Source organism: Kribbella sp. VKM Ac-2568 (assembly GCF_004345365.1).
Lineage (GTDB): Bacteria > Actinomycetota > Actinomycetes > Propionibacteriales > Kribbellaceae > Kribbella > Kribbella orskensis.
This window is the reverse complement of the sequence record NZ_SLVF01000012.1, coordinates 29,685-42,032: the sequence shown is the minus strand read 5'-3', so window position 1 is coordinate 42,032 and position 12,348 is coordinate 29,685. Positions and strand designations below refer to the sequence as shown.

The following is a 12,348-nucleotide window of genomic DNA, read 5'->3' as shown; positions in this document are numbered from 1 at the left end:
CGCTCTTTCCCGAGGAGGAGTCGTCGTGACCCGACGCCCGCGCATCGAAGACCTGACCGAGTTCGCAGTACCGCAGCAGCCCGCCCTGTCGCCCGACGGCAGCCAGCTGGTCTACGTACTGCGAACCAGCGACCTGGAGGCCGATCGGGCCGAGCACGCCCTGTGGCGCGTCGCGTCGACCGGTGGCGAGGCCCGGCAACTCACCCGTGGCAACGCCGACCTGTCGCCTGCCTGGTCGCCCGACGGATCGCGGATCGCCTTCCTCCGCGCCCAGGACGGGCCGGCGCAGGTATGGGTGCTTCCGGTCGACGGAGGCGAGCCCGAGCAGCTGACCACGCTGCCTCTCGGGGCCGGCGCTCCGACCTGGAGTCCGGACGGCGACCGGATCACCTTCAGCTCGGCGGTCGACATCGTCGCCGCAGCGGAGGAGGACGACGAGGCCCGCACCAAGCGGGCGAGTGCGCCGATCGTGACCGAGCGCCTCGACTACCAGGCCGACGGCGCGGGGCTGTTGCGCACCATCCGCAAGCACGTCCACGTTCTCGAGGTCTCGTCGAAGAAGGTCCTGCAGGTGACCGACGGCGACTGGCACGCGGGCGATCCGGCCTGGTCCCCCGACAGCAAGAAGCTCGCCTTCGGCGCGGGCACGGCTCCCGACGCCGACCTGCGGCCCACCGCTCCGGCGTACGTGCTGGACGTCTCGAACGAGAAGGCAACCCCGCAGCTCGTCGGTCTAGCCGAAGGTCTGGCCGGGCCGATGCTCTGGACCGCGGACGGCGAAGCCCTGCTCGTCGTCGGCAACCTTGACGGCCCGGTCGGCCATGCCCGGCTCTTGCGGCTTCCACTGGATGGCGGCGAACTCGTCGACCTGGCGGCTTCACTCGACCGCAACGTGATGCCCGGCGGCCCGGGGTACCCGGGTGCTCTTCCGCTGCTCGTCGACGACGGCGCGACCGTCTTGTTCTGCGTCCGCGACCGCGGCTGCTCCCACCTGTACTCCGTACCGACCGCCGGCGGCGCGCCTCAGCACGTGCTCGGCGAGCCTGGCCAGAACGTCTCCGGGCTCTCGGTCGCCAACGGCAACGCGGCCGTGGTGCTGAACACCGCCACGTCGTACGGGGAGATCGTGGCCGTCGACCTGAGCTCGGGCGCGACGCAAACTCTGACCACGCACGGCGCCGATGTCGCCGAGGTCTTCCCGCGGGTGGAGCGCGAGTTCACCATTTCGGACGGCACCAAGGTGTCCGGCTGGCTGGTCCGCGATCCCGAGGCCGCCCAGCCGCAGCCGCTGCTCCTCGACGTGCACGGCGGTCCGCACAACGCGTGGAACGGCGCCGCCGACGAGGCCCACCTCTACCACCAGGAACTCGTTGCCCGCGGCTGGGCGGTGCTGCTGATGAACCCGCGCGGCAGCGACGGGTACGGCGAGGAGTTCTTCAACGCCGCGCTGGGCAACTGGGGTACGGCCGATGCCAAGGACTTCCTCGAGCCGCTGGACGAACTCGTGGCCGAGGGCCTCGCGGATCCGAAGCGCCTCGCGGTCGCCGGCTACAGCTACGGCGGCTTCATGACGTGTTACCTGACCAGCCGGGACAACAGGTTCGCGGCGGCTGTGACCGGCGGCGTCGTCAGCGATCTGACCAGCATGTCGGGCACCTCCGACAGCGGCCATTTCCTCAGCGCCTACGAGCTCGGCGATCAGCGCGACCGGTTCGACGAGATGTCACCGCTGAGCAAGGTCGATCAGGTGAAGACGCCGACGCTGATCCTGCAGGGCGCCGCGGACGTCCGCTGCCCGATCGGCCAGGCGGAGCAGTGGCACACCGCGCTGCGCGAACAGGGCGTCGCCGCGCAGCTCGTGCTCTACCCCGAGGCTGACCACCTGTTCATCATCCAGGGCCGTCCGTCGCACCGGCTCGACTTCAACCGCCGGATCCTCGGCTGGGTCGAGCAGTACGCCGGCGACGCGGCCGGTCCGCGGCGGCCGCGGATCGACGCGGAGCACTGGCAACGCCGCCTCACCGCGCTCGCCGCGCGGCACCGGGTTCCGGGTGCGACCCTCGGGATCCTGCGAGTGCGGCCGGGCTTGGCGGACGAACTCGTCGAGGCAGCGACCGGCGTACTGAACAAGGACACCGGGGTCGAGGTCACCACGGACTCGCTGTTCCAGATCGGGTCGATGACAAAGGTGTGGACGGCGACTCTCGCCCTGCAACTCGTGGACGAGGGACTGCTGGACCTCGACGCCCCGATCTCCGTCGTACTGCCTGAGCTGACGCTGCGCGAGCCCGATGTCGCCAAGCAGGTGACCATGCGGCACCTGCTCACCCACACGAGTGGGATCGACGGCGACGTCTTCACCGACACCGGGCGGGGTGACGACTGCCTGGAGAAGTACGTCGACCTGCTGGCCGAGGTGGCGCAGAACCACCCGCTCGGCGCGACCTGGTCGTACTGCAACTCCGGCTTCTCACTGGCCGGCCGGGTGATCGAGAAGCTGACCGGAAAGACCTGGGACCAGGCGCTGCGGGAGCGCCTCTACAAGCCACTCGGACTCGAGCACACCGTGACTTTGCCCGAGGAGGCCCTGCTGTACCGCGCGGCCGTGGGTCACGTGAGCGAGGGCGGGGCCGAGCCGAAACCGGCGCCGGTATGGGGACTCCCCCGCGCCCTCGGGCCGGCCGGGCTGGTCACGTCGACGGTGGCTGACGCCCTCGCCTTCGCCCGGATGCACCTGGCCGGTGGCCTGGCCGCGGACGGCACTCGCGTGCTCAGCGAGGAGTCGGTGGCCTCGATGGCCGACAAGCACGCGGACCTGCCAGACAAGTACTCACTGGGTGACTCGTGGGGCCTCGGCTGGATCCGCTTCGGCTGGGACGGCCACCGGCTGATCGGCCACGACGGCAACACCATCGGCCAGGCCGCGTTCCTTCGGGTGCTGCCGGACCAGGGTCTTGCCGTCACGCTGCTCACCAACGGCGGCAACGCCAGGGATCTGTACCAGGACCTGTACCGCGAGATCTTCGCGGAACTGGCCGACGTGGCAATGCCCGCGCCGCTGGCGGCGCCGGCCGAGCCGCCGACTGTCGACGTACAGCGTCATGTCGGCCGATACGACCGGGCCAGCGTCATGGGCGAGGTCCTGGTGCGAGACGGGCAGGCAGTCCTGCGGCAGACGGTGACCGGCCCGCTGGCCGAGTTGATGCCCGACCCGACGCACGAGTTCGTGATGGTGCCGGTGGACGAGACCGGCGACCTGTTCGTCGTCCGTGAGCCGGAAGCGCTGACCTGGAGCCCGGTGACCTTCTACTCGCTGCCGACCGGTGAGAAGTACCTGCACTTCGGTGTCCGGGCCACTCCGAAAGTTGGTTGAGATGGGTAACGAAACGTCGGCGCCGCGGGACGCGCCGCCCGCGTCGCCGGGTGAGTCGGTGGCTGCTTTGTTGGCTGGGTTGTTGGCTGATCTGGAGGCGCTGGTGACTTGTGAGTCACCGTCGGCGGATCTGGCAGCGGTGGCTCGTAGCGCCGATGTGGTGGCGGCGGTCGGGACGCGTCGGCTCGGGTTCGCCCCGGAGCGGGTGGTCCTCGATGGGCGGTCCCACCTCCGCTGGCGGTTCGGCAGCGGCGCGAACCGCGTGCTGCTGCTCGGCCACCACGACACCGTCTGGCCGACCGGCTCACTGGCGACACATCCGTTCGGTGTCGACGACGGTGTCCTTCGTGGACCGGGCTGCTTCGACATGAAGGCCGGTGTAGTGATCGCCTTCCACGCGGTGGCGGCCCTGGCCGACCCATCCGGTGTCGCGATCCTCGTCACGGGCGACGAGGAACTTGGCTCGCCGTCCTCCCGCGGACTCATCGAGGCGGAGGCGGTGGGCTGTGCGGCCGCCCTCGTCCTCGAGGCGTCGGCCGACGGGGGCGCGCTGAAGACCGAACGCAAGGGGATCTCGCTCTACCAGGTCACCGTGCGAGGTCGTGCGTCGCACGCGGGCCTGGAACCGGACCTCGGCGTGAACGCGTCCATCGAGGCCGCTCACCAGGTGCTCGCGGTCAGCCAACTGGGCGACGCGGGTCGCGGGACCACTGTGACACCGACCGTTCTCGAGTCCGGTACTACGACGAACACGGTCCCCGCCGCGGCTACCTTCGCGGTCGAAGTCCGGGTCCGGGATACCGAGGAACAGGATCGCGTCCATGCCGCGATGCTCGCGCTGCGACCGGTACTGGCCGGGGCCGAGCTCGAGATCACCGGCGGACCCAACCGGCCGCCGTTGGAGCGGAGCTCGTCTGCGGACCTGTACCAGCGTGCGGCTGAGCTCGCAGTCGAGCTTGGTTTCGAGCCGCTGGACGAGGCTGCCGTCGGAGGAGCGTCGGACGGCAACTTCACCGCCGGGATCGGTACGCCGACGCTGGACGGACTGGGCGCCGTCGGTGGCGGCGCCCATGCCGACAACGAACACGTCCTGGTGGCAGAACTCCCTCGCCGCACGGCGCTGCTCACCGCCCTCATCACCGACCTCCTCGCGGACGACCAGGTGAGCGAGCGGGCGACAGTTGATGCGGACAGATCATGACTGCCTCCGACAAGCTGACCAAGGTCGGCCCGCTGACCGATCTGACCAATCTGGCCATCTCTCCCGACCTGACCGACGCCCCCGACCTGACCGGGCTGACCGGGTTGGCCGATGCGGTGGCCGATGGGGTGACGCCGGCGTCCGACGGGTTGCAGTCGGCGCTGGATCTCGCCGTGCGTTCCGCGGAGGCTGCTGCGGCGGCGGCCGGAGTACAGGTTCGTGAACTGAAGGCCCTCGATGAGCTGGATGCCGTTTATCGGTTGTATGACGGCATCTGGCGACCGGACCCGAAGAATCCGCCGGTGACGACCGAGTTGCTCCGGGCCCTCACCAAGGCCGGCAACTATGTCGCCGGCGCGTATGACGGAGACGAGCTCGTCGGCGCCTGTGTCGGCTTCTTCGCGCCACCCTCGGAGGGTGCCTTGCACAGTCACGTCGCGGGGGTATCCGGCCAGGCGCGCGGCCGGAGCGTGGGCTTCGCGCTCAAGATCCACCAACGGGCGTGGGCGATGCTGCGGGGCGTCGCCGTCGTGGCGTGGACCTTCGACCCGCTGGTCCGGCGCAACGCGTACTTCAACATCGTCAAGCTCGCCGCCCGGCCCACGGAGTACCTGACGAACTTCTACGGCGATATGCGCGACGGCATCAACAGCGGCGGCGACACCGACCGCCTGCTGGTCCGCTGGGAACTCGGCACCCCTGCGGTCGCCGCGGCCTCGGTCGGCGAACCCGTCGCAGTGGATGCGGAACTGGAGTTGGCGCGCGGCGCGGTCATCGCCCTCTCGTCCTCGCCCGATGGACGGCCCGTGCCCGGCAGCCTGGCCGGGGAGACCTTGCTGGTCGCGATTCCGCCGGACATCGAGGGCCTGCGCGGTACCGATCCCGAAGGTGCGCAGGCCTGGCGTACTGCGGTCCGCGAGGTGCTCGGCACGCTGATCGCCGAAGGAGCGCGGGTGACGGGCTTCGACCGGGCCGGCTGGTACTTGCTGACCAGGAACCACGACACAGCGAAGGGAACGACGCGATGAAGCTGACCGGGGTCGAACTGCGGCGGATCGAGATGCCACTGGTATCGCCCTTCCGGACCTCCTTCGGGACGGAGACCAGCAAGGACGCGTTGCTCGTCCGAGTGGTCACCAGCGACGCCGAGGGCTGGGGCGAATGCGTCGCGATGACGGACCCGCTCTACTCGTCCGAGTACGTCGACGCCGCCGCCGCCGTACTGCGTCGCTTCCTGGTGCCGACGGTCGCCTCGATCGAGCGGCTCGACGCCGCGGCGGTCGCGCCGGCGCTGGCGAAGTTCCACGGCCACCGGATGGCGAAGGCGGCGCTCGAGATGGGCGTGCTGGACGCCGAGTTGAGGGCCGAGGGGCGACCCCTGGCTCGGGAACTCGGGGCCGTGCGTGACCGGGTGCCGTGTGGCGTGTCGGTCGGGATCATGGACTCGGTCGACCGGCTGCTCGACGCCGTGGGCGGATATCTCGACGAGAGCTACGTCCGGATCAAGCTGAAGATCCAGCCCGGTTGGGATCTGGAGCCGGTTGCCGCGGTGCGCGAGCGGTTCGGCGACGAGGTGCTGCTGCAGGTGGACGCGAATACGGCGTACACGGTCGCCGATGCTCGGCACCTGGCTCGGCTGGACCCGTTCGACCTGCTGCTGATCGAGCAACCACTGGACGAGGAGGACCTACTCGGCCACGCGGAACTGGCTCGTCAGTTGAAGACGCCGGTCTGCCTGGACGAGTCGATCACGTCGGCTCGGGCTGCGGCTGCTGCGATCAGCCTGGGCGCGTGCTCGATCGTGAACGTGAAGCCCGGCCGGGTCGGCGGCTACCTGGAGGCGCGACGCATCCACGACGTCTGCGTGGCTCACGGCGTACCGGTGTGGTGTGGCGGGATGCTGGAGACCGGGCTAGGTCGCGCGGCCAACGTCGCACTGGCCGCGCTTCCCGGCTTCACGCTTCCCGGGGACACCTCGGGGTCCAACCGCTACTACCAGACCGACATCACGCCGCCGTTCACCCTCGTCGACGGCCACCTCCCCGTCCCCACCGCCCCTGGCATCGGCGTCGACCCCCTGCCCGACCAACTGGCCGCCGTCACCAAGTCGGTCGAGTGGCTGGCTCTCTGAGCCCTGTCCAGTTCAACCAACCGAAGGCCTGAGTTGGTCGGCGCGGACGAAGTACTCTTGGCTTCCGACTCTTAGCTTCGGAAGGTGCTGCCTTCTGTGAACGGACGTCCGCGGGCCAGTCTCGGCCGGGTGCTCGACGACCTGGGCGCGACGCTGCTCGAACTGGTGCGGGGCGACCCGGACCAGCCCGAGGAGCTGGGCGGCATCGTCATCTACGACTCGGTGGACGAGCCGGTGCTGACGCCGCACGCGCTCGTCCTGGGTGTGGGGTTGCAGGGTGGTGCGGAGATCGCCGACCTGCTCAGTGCCCTCGGCAAGCAGCAGGCTGCGGGGTTGGTGGTCCGCGCACCCATCCACCCGGACGAGACCATCGATGCCGCAGTGAAGGAGTCCGGCGTCGCGCTGATCGCCCTGACCCGGGGTGCGTCCTGGGCGCAGCTTGCCGCCCTGCTCCGTTCTCTGCTCGCCGAAGGCGACGTCGGGATCGACGGGCCGGAGTCCCTGGGCGGTATGCCGTCCGGCGACTTGTTCGCTTTGGCCAACGCCGTCGCCGCGTTGCTCGACGCACCCATCACGATCGAGGACCGCAGCTCCCGCATCCTCGCCTTCTCGGGCCGCCAGGACGAGGCCGACAGCGCCCGGGTGGAGACGATCCTCGGCCGCCGCGTCCCCGAGCGGTACTACCGCGCCCTCGCCGACCACGGCATCTTCCGCAAGCTCTACCGCACGGACGAGCCGGTGTTCGTCCGTCCCCTGATGGCCACCGAGAACGAGTTCACCATGCCGCGGGTGGCGGTGGCGGTCCGAGCCGGCGACGAGATCCTCGGCTCGATCTGGGCCGCGGTCCCCCAGCCGCTGAGCGACGAACGTGCCCAGGCCCTCCGCGATGCCGCCAAGCTCGTGGCCCTGCACCTGCTGCGCGTCCGGGCCGGTGCCGACGTCGAACGCCGGCTGCGCGCCGACCTCGTCAGTACTGCGCTCGAAGGTGGCGTCGGCGCCCGCGAAGCCCTCAACAGGCTCGGCCTCAGCGGCCAACCGGTCGTAGTACTGGCGCTGGCAGTCGTCGACGCCGCGCCTGACGATGCGACCTTCGGCGATCCGGGCCTGGCCACCGAACGCCAGCGGCTCGCCGACGCCTTCGCCATGCACCTGAGCGCCGTCCATCCCCGTACTGCGGCCGCCTTGGTCGGGGATGTCGCGTACGGCCTCATCCCGGTGCAACGCAACCGCACCGATGGCGAGGAACGTGCCGTCCGGATCGCGGCGGACTTCCTCGAACGCATCGGCGACCGCGTGACCGCCTCCATCGGCGTCGGCCCGGTCGCCCACGACGCCGGCGACCTCGCCCAAGCCCGCACCAGCGCCGACCGAGCCCTCCGAGTACTCCGAGCCGGCCGCAGCTCAGCCCGAGTCGCCCGCCTGGCTGACGTTCACGTCGAAGCTCTGGTCCTGGAACTCCGAGACCTGGTAGCAGCCCGAGGCGACGAGCCGACAGGTCCGGTAGCCCGCCTCTTCGAGTACGACGCCCGCCACAAGACCAACCTCATCGAGACCCTCCGAGCCTGGCTGGACGCCTTCGGCGACGTCATAGCCGCAGCCGCCGCCGTATACGTCCACCCCAACACCTTCCGCTACCGCCTCCGCCGCCTGGCCGAAGTAGGCGCCCTGGACCTGGACGACCCCGAAGCCCGCTTCGCCGCCATGCTCCAACTCCGAGTAGTAGCCCCACCACCCCCACGTCACCCCCACCCCTGATTCGCCAGCTGAGCAGGTAGTACACGAAGGACCGTGGACGGGTCAGCTTCCCTACTGCGGGGCCAACGGCCTTGCCCGGCTGTCCGGACAGGGGCGGCCCAAGAAATCATGTTCGCCCGTGATCGCCTCGTCCGGTACGGTCGCTGGATTGTTTTCACTGCTGGGAGCCTATGAGGTTCACGGGTGGCCTCCCCGGCAGTTCCCAGGCTGAGAGCAGGTTTCGTTATGGCATGTCGTATCAGTGAGCTCGTGCTCGGTTGCCGCGACCCTGAGGTGCTGGGGCGGTTCTGGTGCGAGGTTCTGGACTTTGTCGTGCTCGATCGTATGCACGACGGCTCGTTGGAGATCGGGCCGCGCGAAGGGTTCGGCGGTCCGCAGCCGACGATCATCCTCAGTCGCAGGGATGAGCCGGAGAAGGGGAAATCCCGGCTGCACATCGACGTCAACGCCACCGACCGCGATCAGGACGCCGAGCTCGAACGCCTTCTGGCGCTTGGTGCGCGTCCGGCCGACATCGGCCAGACAGGAGAGGAGCAGTGGCATGTCCTGGCCGACCCCGAAGGTAATGAGTTCTGCCTGCTCAAGGCCCGCCTGAACCCACTCTGATGCTCATCGGTCACGACACCCCGGCCAGCAGCAAGAGCCCCCCGGTGGTCTCTCGGCAGAACCAGACACCCACGCGCTGGGACGCTCCCGCGGCGGGTTGACCACGAAGATCCACCTGGCTTGTCAACAGAGCCAGAAGGTGCTGTCCCTGGTCCTGACCGCCGGGCAGCGCAGCGACGCGCCAAAATACGGAATCAACCGACTCCAACGCCACCGGGCCGTCGCCACCAGATACGACAGACTCGCCGTCCGATACGAAGCCGTCCTCCACATCGCCGTCATCAACGACTGGCTCCCGATCTCACTTTGCGACAGGCCCTAGGTGGCCGCGGGCGCCGGAAATCGCTCTGAACGGGCGAGCGGCGTACGGAACAACAGGAGGTACTGCGTTCTCTCCCCGCCTCAACCGCCTCGGTGAGCATGGAGATTGACGTTGCGAGCGACCTCTTCCTGCCGTTCGGTACAGCCGGGCCGGAGCAGACAACCGGGGGTGGACTTCTGTCAGGTGAGCCGGGCGCCTGACCTCCTCATGTCAGGCAGGCGGACCGTGCGTGGGGGATGACAAAGTGCAGCCCGGCTCGTGGGGGGTGCGAGCCGGGCTGCGGGGAAGCGAGTCAGGGTGGGGGGTGCCTGGCTCGCGGGTCGAGGGGTCAGGACTTGCGCTTGGTTACCTCTTCGGTGGCTGCGGGGAGGACCTTGTGGAGGTCGCCTACTACGCCGAAGTCGACCAGTTCGAAGATGGGGGCTTCCTCGTCCTTGTTGACGGCGACGATGGTCTTCGAGGTCTGCATGCCGGCCCGGTGCTGGATCGCGCCGGAGATGCCGGCGGCGACGTACAGCTGGGGGGAGACGGTCTTGCCGGTCTGGCCGACCTGGTAGGCGTGCGGGTACCAGCCGGAGTCGACGGCGGCGCGGGAGGCGCCGACGGCTGCGCCGAGGGAGTCGGCGAAGGCTTCGACCGGGCCGAAATCGCCGCCGGTACCGCGGCCGCCGGAGACGATGATCGCGGCTTCGGTGAGCTCCGGGCGACCGGTGGCCTCACGCGGCTTGGAGTCGGTGATCCGGGCGGTCTTGGCGGCGTCGGAGATCGTGACGTCGAACTCTTCCACCTCTGGCGAGGTCTCGGCCGCCTCGGGGGTGGCCGAGTTCGGCTTGACCGTGATGATCGGGGTGCCGTGGGTGATCTTCGCCTGGACGGTGTAGTTGCCGGCGAACACCGACTGGGTGGTCACCGGGCCCTCCTGGACGTCGACGGCGTCGGTGATCAGGCCCGAGTCCAGCTTGACGGCGAGACGGGCGGCGATCTCCTTGCCCTCGGCGCTCGAGGAGATCAGGATCGCGGCCGGCTCGATCTTGGCCGCGACCTGCTGCAGCGCCTCGGCCTTGGGCGCCACCAGGAACTGGGTCAGCTCGGGGTTGGTCAGGGCGATCACCTTGGTCGCGCCGTACTGGCCGAGCGCGGGCAGCGCGTCCTGCACGCCGTCGCCGATGTAGACGGCGATCGGCTCGCCGAGGCGGCGGGCGATGGTGAGGAGCTCCGCGGTCGTCTTGCGGACCTTGCCACCGGTGTGGTCAACGAGAACGAGAACGTTCGACATGCTCTGGTCGCCCCTCAGAGGAACTTGTTGGTGGACAGGAACTCGACGAGCTGGGTAGCGCCGCTACCGTCCTCGTCGGTGACGATCGTGCCGGCCGAACGCGGCGGACGGGCGGTCACCTCGGTGACCTCGGTCCACGCGGCGGACGCACCGACCTGGTCGGCGGAGATCTCCAGGTCGGCCAGCGACCAGGTCTCGACCGGCTTCTTCTTCGCGGCCATGATGCCCTTGAACGACGGGTACCGCGGCTCGCCGGACTGGTCGCTGACGCTCAGCACCAGCGGCAGCGTGCCCTCGATCGTGTCGCTGGCGGTGTCACCGTCGCGGCGGATCGTCACGGTGGTGCCGTCGACGGTCACCGACGAGCCGAGCGTGACGCCCGGCAGGCCGAGCCGCTCCGACACCATCGCCGGGACGACGCCCATGCTGCCGTCGGTCGAGGCCATTCCGAACACGACCAGGTCGGCCTCGAGTCTGCCCAGCGCCTTGGCCAGGATCAGCGAGGTCGCCACCGCGTCGGAGCCGTGGATCCCTTCGTCGTTCACGTGGACGCCCGCGTCGGCACCCATCTGGAGGCCCTTCTTGATGGCGTCGGCGGCCTGCTCCGGACCGACGGTCAGGATGGTCACCTCACCGTCCCCCGCCTCCTTCACGGTGAGCGCGGTCTCGACGGCATACTCGTCCAGTTCGGACAGCAGCCCGTCGACACCGGCGCGGTCCACCGTGTTGTCCTCGGAGCGGAAGCGGCGGTCCGCCGTGGCATCCGGCACGAACTTCGCGCAGACGACGATCTTCATAGCTTGTGGGACCCCTTCTGGTTAACGGTCTCTCCCAGCCTGCCATGGATGTTACTCGCGAGAAACATATGAAGCATGCGAGTCCCATCACAGTCCGGTGGTCAGAACACCACGTACCCACCGGAACACCCCTAGTCTGACCAGGTGACCGAGACGTTACCGCTCACCGGCGAGAGAACTGCCCCCGGGATCTGGCACGAGAACTACTGGTTCGCGCGCCACGAGGCCGCCTACCGCTGGATCACGGCGAACTGGCTCGACTCCGAGACCCACCGGGTCCTCGACGCCGGCTGCGGCGAGGGGTACGGCGCGGAACTGCTCCACCAGGCCGGAGCGGCACAGGTGATCGGTCTCGACTATGAAGGTACGACGCTCCGCCACCTCGCGAAGGCTTATCCACAGATCAATCCGGTGCAGGGCAATCTCGTCCAGACCGGGTTCGCCGCGAACTCGTTCGACCTGGTCGTGTCGCTGCAGACGATCGAGCACCTCTGGGAGCAACCGCGCTTCATCACCGAGTGCGCCCGGATCCTCAAGCCGGACAGCGTTCTCGTCCTGTCCACCCCGAACCGGCTGACCTTCCCGAGCGGCAACTGGTACCACACCAAGGAACTCACCGCGGCCGAGTTCATCGGCCTGGTCGATGCGGAACTCGAGGTCACCGAGGCCCTCGGACTCTGGCATGGCGACAGGCTGACCGACTGGGAAGAGCAGCACGGCTCCTGCGTGGACGCGCAACTGGCCGCCGACCACGCCCACTGGCCGCACAACCTCGCCGACCTGGTGAGAAGCACCACGCACGCAGACTTCGAGATCAGGCCGGGCGACCTGGACGAGAGTCTCGACCTCATCGTCATCGCCCGGCCGAGAACCACCTGACCGAGATC

At 69.2% G+C, this 12,348-nt stretch carries 9 protein-coding genes and 1 pseudogene; 8 read left to right on the top strand and 2 right to left on the bottom strand.

Going from position 1 to position 12,348, the window contains the following annotated elements; all coding sequences use genetic code 11:
* Positions 1-25: 25 nt before the first annotated feature.
* From EV648_RS30815 to EV648_RS44375, 7 genes and pseudogenes are all read left to right on the top strand, one after another.
* Positions 26-3,373 carry a serine hydrolase gene (locus tag EV648_RS30815; protein WP_132298648.1) on the top strand — a complete coding sequence of 1,116 codons (3,348 nt, stop codon included), beginning with the start codon at positions 26-28 and terminating at the stop codon, positions 3,371-3,373.
* Position 3,374: 1 nt separating this feature from the next.
* A complete protein-coding gene (locus EV648_RS30810; RefSeq protein ID WP_132298647.1) occupies positions 3,375-4,574 on the top strand; it encodes a M20 family metallopeptidase in 1,200 nt (399 codons plus the stop codon).
* Entirely contained in the window at positions 4,571-5,602 is a 1,032-nt protein-coding gene (locus tag EV648_RS30805) for a GNAT family N-acetyltransferase (RefSeq protein WP_132298646.1), read from the top strand. Before EV648_RS30810 ends, EV648_RS30805 begins: the two co-directional genes overlap by 4 nt.
* Positions 5,599-6,705, top strand: coding sequence for an o-succinylbenzoate synthase (gene menC, locus EV648_RS30800; RefSeq protein WP_132298645.1), 1,107 nt, complete (start codon positions 5,599-5,601; stop codon positions 6,703-6,705). Before EV648_RS30805 ends, menC begins: the two co-directional genes overlap by 4 nt.
* A 96-nt stretch (positions 6,706-6,801) precedes the next feature.
* Positions 6,802-8,460: a CdaR family transcriptional regulator gene (locus EV648_RS30795; RefSeq protein ID WP_132298644.1), complete on the top strand. Its 1,659-nt coding sequence runs from the start codon at positions 6,802-6,804 to the stop codon at positions 8,458-8,460.
* 183 nt (positions 8,461-8,643) lie between these two features.
* A complete protein-coding gene (locus EV648_RS30790) occupies positions 8,644-9,066 on the top strand; it encodes a VOC family protein (RefSeq protein ID WP_241995743.1) in 423 nt (140 codons plus the stop codon).
* A 58-nt stretch (positions 9,067-9,124) separates the two neighbouring features.
* Positions 9,125-9,244: pseudogene (locus EV648_RS44375) on the top strand (IS5/IS1182 family transposase); the annotation flags it as partial.
* Between the two features lie 472 nt (positions 9,245-9,716).
* On the opposite strand, the gene EV648_RS30785 reads toward EV648_RS44375, so the two are convergent.
* Positions 9,717-10,664 (bottom strand): electron transfer flavoprotein subunit alpha/FixB family protein, encoded by a 948-nt coding sequence (locus tag EV648_RS30785; protein ID WP_132298643.1) that lies wholly within the window; start codon positions 10,662-10,664, stop codon positions 9,717-9,719.
* 14 nt (positions 10,665-10,678) lie between these two features.
* Positions 10,679-11,461, bottom strand: coding sequence for an electron transfer flavoprotein subunit beta/FixA family protein (locus EV648_RS30780; protein ID WP_132298642.1), 783 nt, complete (start codon positions 11,459-11,461; stop codon positions 10,679-10,681).
* 144 nt (positions 11,462-11,605) lie between these two features.
* Here EV648_RS30780 and EV648_RS30775 point away from each other — a divergent pair, with 144 nt between their 5' ends.
* Positions 11,606-12,340 carry a bifunctional 2-polyprenyl-6-hydroxyphenol methylase/3-demethylubiquinol 3-O-methyltransferase UbiG gene (locus EV648_RS30775; protein ID WP_132298641.1) on the top strand — a complete coding sequence of 245 codons (735 nt, stop codon included), beginning with the start codon at positions 11,606-11,608 and terminating at the stop codon, positions 12,338-12,340.
* The last annotated feature ends 8 nt before the right edge of the window (positions 12,341-12,348 follow it).

What these genes read in the sequence shown, in the direction of transcription:
- EV648_RS30810 (WP_132298647.1), top strand. Translation starts at nt 3,375, where the DNA reads ATGGGTAACGAAACGTCGGCGCCGCGGGACGCGCCGCCCGCGTCGCCG.
- EV648_RS30805 (WP_132298646.1), top strand. Translation starts at nt 4,571, where the DNA reads ATGACTGCCTCCGACAAGCTGACCAAGGTCGGCCCGCTGACCGATCTG.
- menC (WP_132298645.1), top strand. Translation starts at nt 5,599, where the DNA reads ATGAAGCTGACCGGGGTCGAACTGCGGCGGATCGAGATGCCACTGGTA.
- EV648_RS30785 (WP_132298643.1), bottom strand. Translation starts at nt 10,664, where the DNA reads ATGTCGAACGTTCTCGTTCTCGTTGACCACACCGGTGGCAAGGTCCGC.
- EV648_RS30780 (WP_132298642.1), bottom strand. Translation starts at nt 11,461, where the DNA reads ATGAAGATCGTCGTCTGCGCGAAGTTCGTGCCGGATGCCACGGCGGAC.